17 protein-coding genes and 1 riboswitch are annotated in these 16,296 nt (G+C 58.1%); of the genes, 10 read left to right on the top strand and 7 right to left on the bottom strand.

What is annotated here, in order from left to right:
* Positions 1 to 1,512: peptidase domain-containing ABC transporter (locus ACQY7U_RS24580; protein ID WP_428650714.1), on the top strand; the 1,512-nt coding region annotated here is incomplete at its 5' end.
* A gap of 68 nt (positions 1,513 to 1,580) precedes the next feature.
* Here the strand turns inward: ACQY7U_RS24580 and ACQY7U_RS24575 are convergent.
* The 5 genes from ACQY7U_RS24575 to eutB all read right to left on the bottom strand — a co-directional run bounded on the left by ACQY7U_RS24575 (position 1,581) and on the right by eutB (position 7,077).
* Positions 1,581 to 2,948: an aspartate aminotransferase family protein gene (locus tag ACQY7U_RS24575; protein ID WP_428650711.1), complete on the bottom strand. Its 1,368-nt coding sequence runs from the start codon at positions 2,946 to 2,948 to the stop codon at positions 1,581 to 1,583.
* Between the two features lie 28 nt (positions 2,949 to 2,976).
* Positions 2,977 to 4,473, bottom strand: a complete 1,497-nt coding sequence (locus ACQY7U_RS24570; RefSeq protein ID WP_428650709.1) for an NAD-dependent succinate-semialdehyde dehydrogenase — start codon at positions 4,471 to 4,473, stop codon at positions 2,977 to 2,979.
* A gap of 90 nt (positions 4,474 to 4,563) precedes the next feature.
* A complete protein-coding gene (locus ACQY7U_RS24565) occupies positions 4,564 to 5,079 on the bottom strand; it encodes an Lrp/AsnC family transcriptional regulator (protein ID WP_428650706.1) in 516 nt (171 codons plus the stop codon).
* A gap of 5 nt (positions 5,080 to 5,084) precedes the next feature.
* Positions 5,085 to 6,080: a cyclodeaminase gene (locus ACQY7U_RS24560; RefSeq protein ID WP_428650703.1), complete on the bottom strand. Its 996-nt coding sequence runs from the start codon at positions 6,078 to 6,080 to the stop codon at positions 5,085 to 5,087.
* Positions 6,070 to 7,077: a hydroxyectoine utilization dehydratase EutB gene (gene eutB / locus ACQY7U_RS24555; RefSeq protein WP_428650700.1), complete on the bottom strand. Its 1,008-nt coding sequence runs from the start codon at positions 7,075 to 7,077 to the stop codon at positions 6,070 to 6,072. The genes ACQY7U_RS24560 and eutB overlap by 11 nt, the downstream gene beginning before the upstream one ends.
* Positions 7,078 to 7,251: 174 nt before the next feature.
* Between eutB and doeA the strand changes: the two genes are divergently transcribed.
* The 5 genes from doeA to ACQY7U_RS24530 all read left to right on the top strand — a co-directional run bounded on the left by doeA (position 7,252) and on the right by ACQY7U_RS24530 (position 11,527).
* Positions 7,252 to 8,436 (top strand): ectoine hydrolase DoeA, encoded by a 1,185-nt coding sequence (doeA, locus tag ACQY7U_RS24550; protein ID WP_428650697.1) that lies wholly within the window; start codon positions 7,252 to 7,254, stop codon positions 8,434 to 8,436.
* A 7-nt stretch (positions 8,437 to 8,443) separates the two neighbouring features.
* Positions 8,444 to 9,619, top strand: coding sequence for an acetylornithine deacetylase (gene argE, locus ACQY7U_RS24545; RefSeq protein ID WP_428650694.1), 1,176 nt, complete (start codon positions 8,444 to 8,446; stop codon positions 9,617 to 9,619).
* Positions 9,616 to 10,326, top strand: a complete 711-nt coding sequence (locus tag ACQY7U_RS24540; protein ID WP_428650691.1) for a GntR family transcriptional regulator — start codon at positions 9,616 to 9,618, stop codon at positions 10,324 to 10,326. The genes argE and ACQY7U_RS24540 overlap by 4 nt, the downstream gene beginning before the upstream one ends.
* 76 nt (positions 10,327 to 10,402) lie before the next feature.
* Positions 10,403 to 10,620: riboswitch (cobalamin riboswitch) on the top strand.
* A gap of 30 nt (positions 10,621 to 10,650) precedes the next feature.
* Positions 10,651 to 10,824: a CbtB domain-containing protein gene (locus ACQY7U_RS24535; RefSeq protein ID WP_428650688.1), complete on the top strand. Its 174-nt coding sequence runs from the start codon at positions 10,651 to 10,653 to the stop codon at positions 10,822 to 10,824.
* Position 10,825: 1 nt separating this feature from the next.
* A complete protein-coding gene (locus ACQY7U_RS24530) occupies positions 10,826 to 11,527 on the top strand; it encodes a CbtA family protein (protein ID WP_428650686.1) in 702 nt (233 codons plus the stop codon).
* A 35-nt stretch (positions 11,528 to 11,562) separates the two neighbouring features.
* Here the strand turns inward: ACQY7U_RS24530 and ACQY7U_RS24525 are convergent, their stop codons facing one another.
* The gene (locus ACQY7U_RS24525; protein WP_428650683.1) at positions 11,563 to 11,919 is read right to left on the bottom strand and encodes a DUF1636 family protein; all 357 of its coding nucleotides are present in this window, start codon (positions 11,917 to 11,919) and stop codon (positions 11,563 to 11,565) included.
* Positions 11,920 to 12,215: 296 nt separating this feature from the next.
* On the opposite strand from ACQY7U_RS24525, the gene ACQY7U_RS24520 reads away from it, so the two are divergent.
* From ACQY7U_RS24520 to ACQY7U_RS24510, 3 genes are all read left to right on the top strand, one after another.
* Complete coding sequence (locus ACQY7U_RS24520; RefSeq protein ID WP_428650681.1) at positions 12,216 to 12,992, top strand: universal stress protein; 777 nt, start codon at positions 12,216 to 12,218, stop codon at positions 12,990 to 12,992.
* Positions 12,993 to 13,094: 102 nt separating this feature from the next.
* Positions 13,095 to 13,919, top strand: coding sequence for a universal stress protein (locus ACQY7U_RS24515; RefSeq protein WP_428650678.1), 825 nt, complete (start codon positions 13,095 to 13,097; stop codon positions 13,917 to 13,919).
* An 84-nt stretch (positions 13,920 to 14,003) separates the two neighbouring features.
* Positions 14,004 to 14,669, top strand: a complete 666-nt coding sequence (locus ACQY7U_RS24510) for a phosphoribosyltransferase (protein ID WP_428650675.1) — start codon at positions 14,004 to 14,006, stop codon at positions 14,667 to 14,669.
* Between the two features lie 19 nt (positions 14,670 to 14,688).
* Here ACQY7U_RS24510 and ACQY7U_RS24505 read toward each other — a convergent pair whose 3' ends face one another.
* Positions 14,689 to 14,973 (bottom strand): hypothetical protein, encoded by a 285-nt coding sequence (locus ACQY7U_RS24505; protein ID WP_428650673.1) that lies wholly within the window; start codon positions 14,971 to 14,973, stop codon positions 14,689 to 14,691.
* Between the two features lie 397 nt (positions 14,974 to 15,370).
* Here ACQY7U_RS24505 and ACQY7U_RS24500 point away from each other — a divergent pair.
* Positions 15,371 to 16,296, top strand: a 926-nt coding sequence (locus tag ACQY7U_RS24500; RefSeq protein ID WP_428650671.1) for a POTRA domain-containing protein, incomplete at its 3' end; no start/stop codon positions are given.

The raw sequence follows: 16,296 nt of genomic DNA, 5'->3' as shown, positions 1-16,296 counted from the left end.
CTATGCGAAATCGCCCTCAGGAAAACCAAGACGCTGCTCCAGTCCTATCTCGGAGGCCGTATCGATGCCATTGTCGGCAACAAGACCTTCGAACGGATCCTGCATCTGCCGTATGCGATGCTTTCGGAAGCACCTATCGGCACACAGGTCATGCGGCTGCGATATTTCGACAGCGTCCGGGACATCTTTCAGAGCTCGGTTTTCAACGCCATTGTCGACATTCCCTTCACGCTGATTTTCGTGACGGCGCTCTTCCTGATCGGTGGTCCTGTTGCCCTGCCGCCGCTCGCCCTGTCGATAATCTATGTGCTCATGGCTGTTTACGTGCTGCCGAAGGTACAGCGCGAGGTTGCCGCTGTCGGCGAGCAAAAATCCAGGCTCAACAGCTTCATGATCGAGACATTCCGACATCAGCGCGCCCTGAGGAACCTTTCGGTCGAAGAGACTTGGATGGAGCGCTTTTCATCAATGTCGGCGAATTTCAACCGGCTGAATGTACATGCCCGAACACTCACGCATGTCCTGCAGACCGTTTCGCAGACGCTGATGACGATCTGCGGCGTCCTCGTGCTCGGAATCGGGGCCGTGATGGTCATGGACGGCGACATGAGCCTTGGTGCGCTGATTGCAACCATGGCCCTGACCTGGCGGGTGCTGAACCCGATGAATCAGGCCTTCCTGAGCATAACCCAGATCGCGCAGAGCCGGACGGTTATCGATCAGATCAACAACCTGATGAAGGTAAATCTGGAACGCGAACCCGGTCATTCTCCCAAGATCACGCGCGACATTCGCGGTGACCTCAAGTTCTCCTCTCTCGTCCTGCGCTATCCCGGAGCGACGGAAGCCGCTCTCAAGGGGTTCGACTTCACGGTCCGGGAAGGGGAGATGATTGCTATTACCGGTCCGAGCGGCTCGGGCAAAACGGCCTTGTTCCAGGCGATAACCGGCCTTTACCAGCCTCAGGTCGGTGCCATCCTGTTTGATGGTCTGGATGTGCGCCAGCTCGATCCCGCGGAATGGCGCGCCTCAATCGGCTATGCGCCGGATGATCTCGATTTCTTCTATGGAACCGTCAAACAGAACCTTCTGCTCTCGGAGCCGGGTGCTGACGACCAGCGTCTGTTAGAGGTAACGACACAACTTGGATTGCTTTCTTACCTCGAGGAAAACTTCGACGGTCTTCAAACACGGCTGAATGGCGAGATCCTGGAACAGATTCCAAACAACATGAAACAGCGCATCGTTCTGGCCCGGGCCTTCATCAAATCCGCGCCGCTGTATCTCTTCGACAATCCGGGCACCCATCTCGATTTCGAAGGTGACAGGAAGTTCATGGAGATGATCGGCGCCCTGCACGGAAAAGCGACGATCCTGCTCAACACGCAGCGCCCCAGCCACATGAAAATGGCTGACAGGGTCGTGGTCATGAAATCAGGACAGATCGCCATGGCAGGGCCGCCCGACCAGGTGGTGCCTGTGCTCATGGGGCAAACAGCTAAAGCCGGTTAGACAAGCCATCAGACGAAAATGCCGCGGCAAATCCGCGGCATTTCCCATAATTATCGGAACCTCCGGCCTCAAAGCACGGAGCGGACGGCCTTGACGGTGGCAGCAACTACACGATCGACTTCGCTTTCCGTAATGCACAGGGGAGGGGCAAAGCCCAGAATGTCTCCCTGAGGCATGGCCCGGCCGATGACGCCTTCTTTCAAAAGCGCGGAGGCGATCTGAGGTCCTACCTTTTTGGCAGGATCGAAGAAAGTTCTCGTTTCCCGGTCTTCGACGAATTCCACCGCGCACAACAAACCGTCACCGCGGATGTCGCCGACGTTGGCATGCTCCCCGAGTTCGGCCTTGAGCGCGTCCTTGAAATAGGCGCCAACCTTGCCGGCATTTTCAACGAGCCCCAGCCGATCAATCAGCTCCAGGTTGGCAACACCGGCTGCGGCACCAATCGGATGGGCGGAATATGTCCAACCGTGACCGATCGGACCGAATTCATCCGTTCCGTCTTCCAGCACTTTCCAGACCTTGTCCGAAACAATAGAGCCGGACAGCGGAGCGTAAGCGGACGTCAGGCCTTTCGCGATGGTGATGAAATCGGGTTCCATACCGAAATGATCTGATCCGAACATCGTCCCGAGCCGTCCGAAACCGGACACCACTTCATCCGCAATCAGCAGAATATCGTGCTTTTTCAGGATTGGTTGAATGGCATCCCAGTAACCGGTCGGTGGTGGGACGATACCGCCGGTGCCAAGGGCTGGTTCACCGATGAAGGCGGCAATCGTGCCGGCACCTTCCCGCTCGATCAGCGCCTCCAGTTCGGCCGCACAATAGGCGACAAAATCCGCTTCGGTCATGGAAAGGTCTTCACGGCGGAAGTAGTCCGGCGCCACCGTGTGGAGGACTTTGTCCAGCGGCAGGTCGAATTTCTTGTGAAAGAGCTCAAGGCCGGTCAGGGATCCGGTCATCAGTCCGGAACCGTGATAGCCGCGCCAGCGGGAGATGATCTTTTTCTTTTCCGGGCGTCCGAGAACGTTGTTGTAGTACCAGACCAGCTTGATGTTGGTCTCGTTCGCATCAGAACCGCCAAGACCGAAATAGACTTTGGACATGTGCTTGGGAGCGCGGTCCAGCACCATCTTGGCGAGCGTGATGGAAGCCTCCGTCCCATGTCCGACATAGGCATGGTAATAGGCGAGTTCCTTCGCTTGAGTGGCAATGGCTTCGGCAATCTCAGGGCGTCCATAGCCGACATTCACGCAGTAAAGCCCGGCAAAGGCATCTAGCAGCCGGGTGCCGTCCCGATCTTCAATGAAGACCCCGCTGCCGCCGGTGACGATCCGGTTCGGGCTTTCGCCGCGTGCATGCTGGGCAAGATGCGTCGACGGATGGAAAAAATTTTCCCGGTCCCAGGCATCCAGTTGGTCGTTCTTGAGCATGGTCATCCTCATGTTTTGGTTGCCGGGTTCAACTCCAGTCCCGGCAGACGTATTTGATTTCGGTAAAGGCCTCGAGACCGAAGCGCGCCCCTTCGCGGCCCAGACCGGACTGTTTCACGCCGCCGAAAGGGATCGGGTATCCGGTCACCTTGGTCCGGTTGACGGCGACCATTCCGTATTGAAGCGCACGGCTTGCCCGGTAAATCCGGCGCGGATCCCGGGTATGGAGATAGGCAATCAACCCATATTCACTGTCGTTGGCGCAGCGGAGTGCGTCATCTTCCGTGTCGAAAGGAGCGAGGGCCGCGACTGGACCGAAGGTCTCTTCGCGGAAAATCAGGGCATCAGAAGGCACGTCCGCCAGAACGGTGGGCAGATAGAAGAGAACGCCTTGCGGACCGCGCTCACCGCCGGTCAGAAGCCTGGCGCCCCTGGCAAGTGCGTCCTCAACCTGAGCTTCCTGTTTGGCGACGGCGCGCTCATTCATCAGCGGGCCAATGTCAGGATCTTCAAGCCCCGGCCCGATTGACAGGGCAGATGCACGGGCTGCGAAGGCCGTGCAGAACGCTTCATAGAGAGGCCGTTCAATCAGGAACCTGTTTGCTCCAAGACAATCCTGCCCGGACGTCGCGAACTTGGCAGAAATCGCCTGATCCACCGCGTGGTCCAGATCCGCATCCGCGAAGACGATAAACGGGGCATGGCCACCCAATTCCAGAACCAGACGTTTCACCGTGTCGGCACCCTGCCGGTAGAGGAGGCGGCCGACTTCGGTCGACCCGGTGAAAGACACGACGCGAACGCGCGGGTCCTCCATCCAGGGCTTGACGATTTCGGGAGCCTTTCCCGGAAGGACATTGAAGACCCCGGCCGGCAGGCCCGCCTGGTCGGCAAGCTCAGCCAGAGCCAGAGCGGAGTAGGGCGTTTCCTGTGACGGATGCACGAGGACCGTGCAACCGGCGGCCAGCGCAGCAGCCGCCTTTCTGGTGATCATGGCGGCCGGAAAGTTCCACGGGGTGATCAGCGCCGCAACGCCCAGGGGCTCCCGCCACACCTCCATTTCAGCGTCCGGCAGGTGGGATGTGATGCTCTCGATGTTCGGACGTTTTGCTTCTTCGGCATAAAACTGGATGAAGGAGGCCGCATAGTCGATTTCACCACGCGCCTCGGAAAGAGGCTTGCCCTGTTCCCGGGTCATGATCACCGCAAGGTCTTCCTTGTTTTCAAGGATCAACGCATGCCATTTATGGAGAAAATCGGCCCGTTCCTGGGGCAGAAGGCTGGCCCAGGCGCGAAAGGCCTGGGCCGCCATGTCGATTGAAGCGCGGGACTGTTGTTCTGTCAGGCAGGAGACTTCACCAAGTTCGCCCTGGTCGGAGGGGTCGGTGACCCTGAAGACAGATCCGTCCTCGGCATGATCCCACCGGCCGCCGACATACCCGAAACAACGCACCAGATGGCGGTTCCTGACTTGGTGAAAGAGAGATGTCTCAAGCGGCGTATCCGCAACAGTCACATTTTGCATGGCCTTGTCCCCGTCATTGACGGGAAAAGACTATCGCCGGATGCGGGAACGAAACGTTCGAAGGCAATCGCGGCTCGGAAAGAACCGTTCCTATTCGCCGTCATCCGGAGCGTTTTCTGCTTCGATCTGCCCGGCAAGAAGAGCGTCGAACGGCAATCCGGTATTTTGCTTCACCTGTTTGGTAACAACGTATGTGAAATAGCGCAGGATGCTCAAATCCCGGTCCAGCAACGCATCCATTAAGCGCTGGTAGCTGTCGATATCCCGGGATACCACCTGCATCAGGTAATCCATGCCGCCGCCGATCGCCCAGCAGGCCACGACTTCCGCGACATCTCCAACCGCCCGCTCGAACTTCTGGAAATGGGCTGCCTGATGATGTTCAAGTTCGACCATCACGAAGACCGTTACGAAGGGAACCAGCTTTCTGAGTGAGACTTCCGCGGAATAGCCCTGAATAATGCCTGCGTTTTCCAGTCGTTTCAGCCGTTTCCAGCAGGGGCTGGGACTGAGGTTGATCCTCTTGGCAAGGTCCGCCTTGGAAATGCGCCCCTCGCGGGAGAGCACCTTGAGAAGTTCGAGATCCCGTTCGTCCAGTTTCAACATGAAGGTCAGGCGCTTATCGTTATGCCGCTACCGGCTTTTGCAATCTTGCCGAGTGAAAAGGTGGCAATAGCTGTATCCTGAACTCCCGTTCCTGTCAGGTCGCAAACCGTGATGTCTGCTTCGCCGGTTCGTCCTCTTGCCTTGCCGCAGATCACATCGCCGAGTTCACGCAGGTTTCCGGTGTTGGACAGCAGACCGGTTTCGAGCGCTGTCCGCAATTCCCCGAGCTTTTCGCACTGGCTGATCCGGTCACAGACCAGAACGTCGGCGCGCGCCAGGATATCTGGTGCCAGCTCGTTTTTGTCCTCCTGATCCGAGCCCATCGCGGTGATGTGTAGCCCGGGGTGCAGGCACCCGGCATCCAGCAGGGCGTCCCTGGCCGGCGTCGTGGTCACGACAAGCTGGCTTTCCGCCACGAGTTCGTTCCGGTCCGTCACCGGCTGCACATCGAGCCCGGTTTCCGTTTTCATCTCCTTTGCAAGTCTGGAGGCCTTGACGCTGTCGCGCCCCCAGACCAGCACCCTTTCAATTGGTCGAACCTTTGCAGCCGCAATCGTCTGAAGTCGAGCCTGAACACCGGTGCCGAGGACACCCATGACGCGGGTGCTTTCCGGAGCAAGATGACGGGCGGCAACGGCGCCCGCAGCAGCGGTTCTAATGTCCGTCAGATAGCCGTTGTCCAACAAGACAGCCTGGACCAGTCCGGTCTTTGCCGAGAAAAGAACCATCAGACCGTTGAGACTTGGCAGACCGAGTGCGGGATTGTTGAAGAACCCGGGCGATACCTTGATAGCAAACCCGTCGAGGCCGGGCACATAGGCGGTCTTGACGTCAACCTCCGCATTTTCGTCCGGCAGCGCCATGGAAAGCACCGGCGGCATGACGACCTTCTCTGTTGCCAGCTTGGCAAAGGCGGTTTCTATGCAATCGATGACTTCCAGATCGAGGTCGATCGCCTTGCGAAGATCCGCTTCGGTGACGAGTTTGATTTCATGCGGCATAAGGCACTCCTTTCAGACGGAGGTCTCCAAGGTGGATGTCACGACCCGTGACAACTTTCGTGAATTCCGCCATGTCGACATTCCGTCCCGTGAGGATTGTGGCAATCGCTCCATTCTGTTGCGGCAGCTTGCCGGCAATCAAGGCGGCAATGCCGACCACGCTTGCGCCCTCCGCGATGTGGCTGTCTTCGTAATACAGCGTCTGTACCGCCCGGTAGATTTCTTCTTCGCTCACCAGGATAACGTCATCCAGCAACTTGCGGCACATACGGAAGGAATACCTGTTGTCGAGGCCGATACCCCCACCAAGTGAATCCGCGAGACTGGGCACCTCGGGCACCTCGACCGGATGATCGGCGTTGATAGAGGCATGCATCGCCGCCCCCCGGTCCATGGTCAGGCCGATGACCCGCACGGACGGCTTGATCGACTTTGCGGCCAGCGCGACACCTGCGGCAAGCCCTCCTCCGGAGAGGGGGACGAGCAAGGTTTCAATCTCCGGAAGATCTTCCAGGATCTCCAGTCCGATCGTGCCCTGGCCTGCAATGACAAAACGATCGTCGAAAGGAGAGATCTCAGTTACGCCAGGCTCCTTGCTCAAACGCCGGCATTCTGCAAGTGCCTCATCCTGACTGTCGCCGACAATCCGGATATCCGCACCCAGGGCCTTGATGCCGTCGATCTTGGTCTGAGGCACCAGGGAAGACATGCAGATCAGCGCCTTGAAATCGCGCGCCCTGGCGGCATAGGCAACTGACCGGCCGTGGTTGCCGGTGGAACAGCAGGTGAGGGTAGTCGTTCCGGCAGGCACATTCTCAGCGGCATTGGTCGCTCCACGCAGCTTGAACGCGCCCGTCGGCTGCATTGTCTCCATCTTCAGATAGAAGGGAACGCCTGACTTCTGTGTCAGAAAAGGTGAGGGCAGGAGCGGTGCACGGACAACTTTTCCCCGGATCGCCCTTTGCGCGGCGAATACGTCAGCCAGTGTCAGATCCATCATCCACTTCATGCCTCTGAATACCGGACCGAAAGACAGGATCGGCCGCGCCTGCCTATTTGTGTACAACTAAAACTTATTTTGCAAGAAGCAGGTCTGACAGGCTCTATTTTTCTTGCCTTCACTCGTGAGTTGATGATTACCTGTGTACAAATAACTCCTCGAGGACGAACGATGCCAGGACACGACCTTCCTTTCAGCAAAGCAGAATACGACCGCCGCCTGGAACTCGTCCGCAAGGACATGGCAGTTCGCGGACTGGATGTTCTCTTTGTCGAGGATCCCTCGAACATGGCCTGGATCACGGGATACGACGGCTGGTCCTTCTATGTGCACCAGGGTGTCCTTGTGTTTCTGGATACTGACCCGGTCTGGTGGGGGCGTAACCAGGATGCGAACGGAGCAAGACGCACCGTCTGGATGGATGATGACCATGTCGCCGCCTACGCGGACAACTACATACAATCAACGGAACGGCACCCAATGCAGGATCTCGCTGCTCTCATGAAGGCACGAGGGTATGGGAACAAGCGCGTAGGTGTCGAACTGGAAAACTACTATTTCTCGGCAAAGGCCTATCTCACCCTGAAAGAGGAGATGCCCAATGCCGCCTTCGTCGATGCGACCAGCATGGTCAACTGGCTGCGTGCGGAAAAGTCCGGCGAGGAACTTGTGTTCATGCGCAAGGCTGCCCGAATTTCGGAAAAAATCATGGACGGCGTCTTCGAACGCGTCCAACCCGGCATGCGCAAGGCAGACCTTGTCGCTGAAATCTACGCTGATGCCATTCGCGGCCTGGATGATGCATGGGGGGACTATCCCGCCATTGTGCCGCTCCTGCCGAGCGGGGCAGATGCATCCGCGCCACATCTGACATGGGACGGCCGGTTCATGCAGGAGGGGGAGGCGACCTTCTTCGAGCTATCCGGTTGTTTCCGCCGCTATCACGCTCCACTTTGCCGGACCGTATTTCTCGGCAAACCACCGCAATACCTGCTGGATGCTGAGAAGGCGCTCGTCGAAGGACTGGAAGCCGGATTGGAAACCGCGCGTGCTGGCAACATGGCGGGTGACATCGCCCGGGCGCTGGCAAAACCCCTTGAGGCCGCCGGTATCGAACGTGGTGCACGGGCAGGATATCCGATCGGCATTTCCTATCCGCCGGACTGGGGCGAGCGGACCATATCCATCCGCGTCGAAGATAAAACGGTTCTGAAACCCGGCATGACTTTCCATTTCATGCCGGGCCTGTGGATGGATGGCTGGGGCCTGGAAATCACGGAGAGTATTCTCATCAGTGAAAACGGTCCTGCCGAGTGTCTCTGCAACAGGCCGCGCGAATTGTTTGTGAAGCCGTGAGCCTTTCATGACAGACGCGCTTCTCAACCGCACGCTTGCCATTCTGGACCGTCTGATCGGATTTCCAACCGTATCCACAGACAGCAACCTTGACCTGATCGACTATGCCACCGCGCTTTTGCAGGACTGCGGGGCCAGGGTGCGGGTCTCAAGGGATGCAACCGGCAAAAAGGCAAATCTGTTCGCAACGCTCGGGCCTGATGCCCCGGGCGGCATCGTGCTGTCCGGCCACACGGACGTCGTTCCGGCGGACCCTGACGAATGGTCCGGTGACCCGTTCCGTATGCGGGAGGCGGACGGACTGCTTTATGGTCGAGGCACATGCGACATGAAAGGTTTCATTGCCGCGGTTCTGGCAAAAGCGCCGGAATACGCGGTACTCGGATTGAAGCGGCCGTTGCACATTGCGCTCACATACGACGAGGAAGTGGGATGTTTCGGAGCCCGCCACCTGATTGAGGAGCTTGAAAAGGAAAGCAACCGCCCGTCAGTGGCCATCATCGGTGAGCCGACCCAAATGCGCGTCATCGAAGGTCACAAGGGCTGTTATGAATATACGACCTCCTTTCACGGAACGGACGGCCACGGCTCGGAGCCCGACAAGGGGGTTAACGCCATTCATGTGGCGGCACTTTTCATCTCGCGAATGATGCAAATCGCAGAAACCATGAAGACGAAGGCGGGGCCGGACAGCCAGCGCTATTCACCGCCATGGACAACCCTTCAAACCGGGCGAATTGAGGGCGGTTCGGCGCGTAACGTCATCGCCCGTCACTGCGCGGTGGAATGGGAAATGAGGCCTGTCAGGCAAGAAGACGCCAGGGAAATCAAGGCAGCCCTGAATGCTTATTGCCGGGACGTTCTACTTCCTGAAATGCAGGCGGTCTGCCCCGATGCGGACATCGTGACAGAAGTCATTGGCGAGGTTGCCGGTCTCGCGGTCATGCCAGAAAACGAAGCCCGGGATATCGTTACCATCCTCACGGGTGCGAATCTTTGCGATGTCGTGGCTTTTGGCACGGAAGCAGGTCTCTTTCAGGCACTCGGCATGTCAGTGGTCGTATGCGGCCCCGGCTCCATTTCCCAGGCGCATCAACCCGACGAATATGTCGCCATCGATCAGGTCGTAAAATGCCTTGCAATGCTGACCGGTCTGGAGAGGACGTTGCGGCAGGGCAAATGACGGAGATCGCAAACGTGGCATCGGCTGATGTAGCCTTGCAGCTTGACCGGGCGTCGAGCGCCCAGGAGCGTTTCAGGATCATGTACGAGGTTTTGCGCGACCGGATCTGCATGCTTGTCTATGCGCCCGGAACGCAACTCGGAGAAGAGGCTCTGGCGGCCGAATTCGGCGTCAGTCGCTCGCCGCTGCGCAAAGTGCTGCAGAACCTGGAGGCAGACGGCCTTCTGCTATCACAGCAGGGTATCGGAACTCTGGTGACAGACATTGATGTGGACGAACTTGAGCAGGTTTACCGGCTGCGCATGGAACTCAACGAGTTGACAGGACGTCTGGCGCCGGCCTCGATTGACGCGCGATTACGGGCACTTTTTGAGGAAATGCATAAGAGATCGGTGGCCTTGCGCGGAGAGCCTGCAAGGGAATCCTTTGCCAGGCTCAACATCGATTTCTTCCATGCTTTCCAACAGTTGACCGAAAACCAGCCTTTGAAGGAAGTTTCCGAACGGCTGTTTTACCAGACTTGCCGAATCTGGCTGAAAATGATTCCGAGCATGACCCTGGAAAACGAAGTCGATATCTTTTGCCGGGAAATCGAGGAAATTTGCAGCGCGGTCGCTCTGGGGGATGTCCTTGCGGCCGCAATGATCCGCAAAGCGCATTTGTCGATGGGCTTTACCCGGCTGAGGTCGCACCGGCAGGGTCCCTGACCGGATTGTGGTCCGGTTTTGTCGCGATTCCATGGTTCTGTGCCGCTCCGTCTGGTTGCCATGACAGGCAAATCGACATATTGTTGCCGCGTTTGGTGCCAGAGCGAATGCGAAGCATTCCGGCCTAACAGGGAATTTGGAAGGGCAGACCCAAATCGGGTGCCCGGAGCCAAAGCCGCCCCCGCGACTGTATGCGGATAGCGCGCAACCGGATGGCCACTCACTTCATGTGGGGAAGGCGGCTGCAAGCTATGACCCGCGAGCCAGGAGACCTGCCGAACGGTTATCAACCCTCCGTCGGGTGTGACGGCAAGGAGTAAAGACATGACGACACTTACACAATCTTCGACGAGCACGATTGGCGCGAAACTGGGTTCGATCGCTCTCGCCGCTTTCCTTGGGCTTGGGATCATCGCGATTGCCGGCCATGGGCAAGCGCATGTTCTGCATGACGCTGCCCATGATGTCCGTCACGCGACGGGCTTCCCCTGCCACTAAGATGTACACAAAAGTCTTTTCCAGCGCCTTGATCGCTGGTGGAGCGGCGGGCCTGCTTGCAGGCCTGCTCCAGCTCCTCTTTGTCCAGCCCGTCCTGCTCCATGCGGAGCTCTACGAGGCCGGTACTCTTGTGCATTTTGGCGCGGACTCAATGGCTTCGACTCACCAGGAGCTTCCCGCCCTTGAGTTTGGCCGCGACGGTCTGAGCATTCTCTTCAGCATGCTGGTCTATTGCGGATATGCCTTGGTGCTCGTTGCCGCCATGGCGCTCTCCGAAATGCGCGGTGCTGTTCTTAACGGCAGAACCGGAATTTTGTGGGGGATCGCAGGCTACGCTTGCTTCCAGCTTCTTCCCGCATTCTCGCTGGCGCCGGAAGTTCCGGGTGTTGCGGCTGCCGATGTTTATGACAGGCAGGTCTGGTGGGCCGTCACCGTCATCGGTTCAGCCGTGGCGCTGTGGCTGATCGCCTTCTCTCACAACTGGCTGTCGTGGGGTGTCGCTGCCCTGATGTTGCTGGCTCCTCATCTCTATGGGGCACCGGAGCCTGATTATTTCTTCGGCCCGGTGCCGCCGGAACTCAGCGCACTTTTTGCAGCTCGTTCTCTCGGAACAGGCTTCATTGTCTGGTCGGTGCTCGGGTGCATCGGCGGAGCCATCTGGCACCGGTCCGCGAGCAGCGAAACGCAACAGGTGACCGCCTGAGGCAGAACAGAAGGACGCGGCTCCGGCCACGTCTTTCAAACCGCGGGTATGCGGCCCGCCAGGCACAGTCTCAACCGGCCGCAACCCCTTGCATCCTCGATCCATCCATTCGGCGCTTCCAGATAGACGCGGCAGGTGGCGATGATGTCCGGCAGGTCATCCGGCAACTTGACCGATCCGAACAAGAACGACGCGCTTTCCTTACCCGTTATTGCCAGGGCTTGTGGCCGGCTGCATACGCCAAGGCAAGAAACGCTTTCCACGGTGATCCGCTCCGCAAGGCCTGCGTCCTTCAGGGCCGCGGCAATTGCGGTGACACTGACTGAATGTGCAGGAGCGTCAGCGTCCTCCGGCTGGCAGGTATTGCAAAGGAAAAGCCTGAAGTCAGTCATTTCTTCCCATTTGCAATTACTCCAGTCATCGGTCCGGGGGAGCCTTGGTCGCAGCCCTGGTCAGTCAGTTGGGAGCACAACCGCCTTGCCAGAAGAAACGCGTTCGTCTCGTGCTTTGGCCGCATGCTCCGATGTACGTAGTTGATACAGGCTTGCCCGCAGTGCAAGCAACTGGCGATACTGATTTTTGAATTTCGATACGCATCTCCTCCAAACGAACTCGTTGTCACATGTCTTTCAAAACGCTTCTTGCCATAACCGGATACGAAACCGCTCTGGACAGTCTTGGTTTTCTGATGACTGTAACCCGGACATTCGATGCACATTTGACAATCCTCAACATCGGGGAGGTCCCGATACTTCCCATCTATGGGTATGGCGGGCAGGGCTATGCGGACATATGGCTCAAGGACTGTGATCAACGGAAAAACGAGCTTCAGGCGGTGTCTGAGCAAGTCGAGGCGCGATTAAGTCAAGAGGGTTTCTCCTCCGATGTACGCTCTTGCCTGGCCTCCTCGGAACGGCAGGACAATCTTGTCGCGCGCCACGCCGTCTACTGTGACCTGGCCATCGTGCCTCGTGCGTCCGGGCAGGAAATGACGGCATTGGAGAAACAGGCGATCGATGGTGCCCTGTTCGATTCCGGCAGACCTGTTCTCTATGTACCGAAAGACAGCGGTGATCGCGCCATAGGCAAACGGATCGCAATCGCGTGGAATGCGCAGCGGGAAGCCGCCCGTGCCGTATCCGATGCCCTGCCGTTTTTGAGTGGTTGCGAAGAGCTCCATGTATTCCTTGTTGACCCGCAGGTGGGGGATAACGAACACGGTGAAGATCCGGGCACGGATATTGCCCTTGTACTGTCCCGTCATGGACTAAAGGTCAGCGTGCAGAACATCGCGTCGGCAGGCCGCCCCGTCTCCGAAGCGCTGCGCGCCATGGCCGGTGAATTCGAAATCGATCTAATGGTGATGGGCGCATACGGTCATTCCAGATTGCGTGAGAACATCCTGGGAGGAACCACGCGGGAAATGCTGGAAAACAACGAGATCCCCTTGTTCCTGTCCCGTTGAAGTCTACAGCAAGCCGGACAGGAAGGATCCGGCTCGCAAAAGGCTGTCCGGCGCGCCCATACGAAGGGCAGGAGCGAAATCAAATGGAGGATGATGGATGCCATGTCCTACAGGTCCATCCTTGTTCAGATCGATATCGATGCCCCGTCCAGGCGACACATCGAGCTTGCGCGGAAACTGGCCCGGAGCTTCGAAGCCAGCCTGATCGGCTTTTGTGCCTGCGATACCTATACGCCCTCTGCGGTGGCTTCCGAGGGAGGTTTCGAAGCCCAGTTCTATACGCACCAGATGGATGATATCGGACGGCGCCTCGGGAATGCCCGAACAGTTTTTGAGAAGATCGCCGGAGACGGCGAAAATGCGTCCTGGCGGGGCCTGACGGGCGATCCGACATTGCTTTTGGCGACACACGCCCGTTCCAGTGACCTGATCGTCTGCAGCACGGATACACATGACGTTCTTGCGGACGGCTATCGCTCGGTCGATATCGGCAGTCTCCTGCTTTCAGCCGGCAGACCGGTCTTCCTTCCAGGCAACGGCCAGGAAACCACGCAAATGGAACGTGTCATGGTATGTTGGAGGGATACGCGAGAGGCTCGCCGCGCTCTGTCGGACAGCCTTCCGTTTCTCAAGCGGGCCTCGAACGTTCTCCTGACAACGGTAGAAGAAGACGATCGTGATCGCCAGGAGGAAGGCCTGAAGGACGTTGAACGCTACCTGACCGGTCACGACATAGCTGCAGAAACAAGAATTGTCCCAAATTCCGGATCTGTCGGTGTCTCCCTGGCGAATGCCGCGAGGGAAACGCAGGCGGACCTCGTCGTCGCCGGGGCTTTCGGCCACAGCAGGTTGCGGGAATGGGTGTTCGGCGGCGTGACGCGTTCGCTGATCGCGGACACGTCGGTTCACAGGCTTTTTTCGAATTGAAAGAACACTTCCCACTCGAATGGCCAAGGGTCGGCAAACGCAGAACGAGAGGAGACCGGCTCCTGAAACGATGGAGGCAGGGCCGTGAAATTTGAAGATCGTACCGATGCCGGAAAGCAGTTGGCAGCCGCGCTGAAAGATTTTCTTGAACAGGACGTTGTGGTTCTGGCGCTGCCGCGAGGAGGCGTCCCGGTCGCTCGGGAGGTCGCCAATTACCTCAAGGCCCCGTTGGACCTTTTGCTTGTCCGCAAACTGGGCGTTCCCTGGCAACCGGAACTGGCCATGGGAGCGGTTCTGGACGGCAACCCTCCGATTGTCGTTCGCAATGAGGATGTCATACGTCAGGCCGCGGTCTGCGAAGCGGATTTCAACTCAGTCCGGGACCGGGAACTCACCGAGATAGACCGGCGGCGGCAACTCTATTCAACCGGACGTCCACCAATCGACGTGACCGGCCGCATCGCGTTGATCGTGGACGACGGTGTCGCGACAGGGGCGACGGTCAAGGCTGCGATAAAGGGATTGAGAAAGCTCCATCCGGAAGCGGTTGTCGTTGCCATTCCGGTAGGGCCTCCCGACACGGTCTTCGACCTTCGCAAACTGGCTGACCGTGTCGTCTGCCTTCACGAGCCGGGTTCTTTCGGGGCCATCGGATATTTCTATCATGACTTTGCGCAGTTGAGCGACGAGGAGGTTATCGCTTCGCTCGAGGTCGGGAAGACGACCAATCAAACCGGATCCGGCGGTTAAATTGTCCGACTGGACATCTTCAGAACCTGACAACCTGATGGGGGCCTACATATTCGACCTTCATTCCGAATCTCCGGGCCGCACTGACAAACATGTTGACGTTGCTCAGGTCATCGGTGATGAGCGTCTCTTCACCGGCAAAGGTCGTGGTCCGCATCCTTTCACGGGCCCAACGGGATGCCTCGGGGGAAAGGATAGCAATCTGCCATTTCGTGTTCTTGAGATGTGCAACGCGAAAATCCGGTTTCCAGGAGCCCTGTTCATCCCAACAATCCGTTTCCGCAAATCCTGCCAGAGCACTCATCGCTCCTAAGCCTCCTCGTCTGCAACCAGCTCCTCACCGGTTGCGGCGACATAAGAGCGTGCACCGTGCAATGTCCTTGATGAAGGTCAAACGTGAAATACAGTTAGTTGCCTTAGCGGCAATTAGGCGCGGCAAAAAGCGACGCCTTCGACAAATCGGTCTTCAAACCGGGTTGGCGACTAGCACAGGCAAAGCAGGTCAAATATCTGCAAGGTTTTGACAATCCTCAAATTGCCATGGCAAGATTCCCTGGCGGCAATCGGCGCTATTAGGGGATTGAATGCAATCCGGCGCTCCGACGTCCGACGTCCGGTTCGGCTCCGACTGTTAAGGATATCTTGGGCAAAGGTGGCATGGAAACGGGCGCCCGTCATCTGACCAGCGGGGGGGAATGGTGGTGAGGGACCATAATAAGCGGAGGACGGGTTCGACGCGCGCATTTCTGTCGGTGGCAGGCCTGGCACTAGCCTTTCAGTCTGTTCCTGCACGAGGCGATGATGTCCGGACCATTGATGAACTCATCGTAGAACAGAATTCGATCGTCGAGCGTTACACGCCTCCGCCCGAAGGCGGTCGGGTCTCTGTTCGCGTGGTGCCGGCGACCCGTCTTCCTGCCGGCGCCGATCCAAACCGGCATGTCTTGCTGAAGCAGGTTCGCACCGAGGGGGCAACTCTCTACCAGGACATAGACCTGCAACCGCTTTGGACGGACAAAATTGGTCAGAAGATAACGCTCGGAGATCTGGCGGACCTGACGGAACGGATCGAACAATTCTACCGGGACCGGGGAACCTTCGCCCAAGTGCTGGTGCCTGCGCAGGATTTCTCGACCGGTTCTGTCAGGATCGCCATCTATGACCAAAGCTACATCTCCACGGTGGAAACTACCGGCGATGCCATTGCCCTGAGGACCCGTCTTGCGCCTTATGTCGAGCGCATCGTCCGAATGCGGCCGATCAGGGTTGCAGAAGTCGAACGCGTGCTTCTATTGATGAGCGACATCTCCGGCATGGACATCACGGCCATTTTGCGCCGCCCGGATATCGCCGGCGAGGGGGGCTCAATGTCCCTGGAAATCAACTTCCGGCGACATCAGGCGAGAGTCTCCCTGGACAATTCCGGTTCGGAAGAAATCGGCCCGCTGATGCTCTTCGGTTCCTACCAGGTCAATGACGTACTAGGTGCCTTCGAGGCCACCAAACTGACCGCGGTCACCGTGCCCAACAGTCCGCAGGAATTGATCCTGGCCAGCATCAGTCAACAGGTTCCAATCGGATACGACGGCTTTCTTGTCGGCTACAAGATTGCCGGAACGATTGCCCA

The sequence above is a fragment of the Roseibium sp. genome, assembly GCF_050301095.1.
In the GTDB taxonomy this organism is placed as follows: domain Bacteria; phylum Pseudomonadota; class Alphaproteobacteria; order Rhizobiales; family Stappiaceae; genus Roseibium.
The sequence above is the reverse complement of the archived record's forward strand: the minus strand, read 5'-3'. Positions and strand labels throughout refer to the sequence as shown.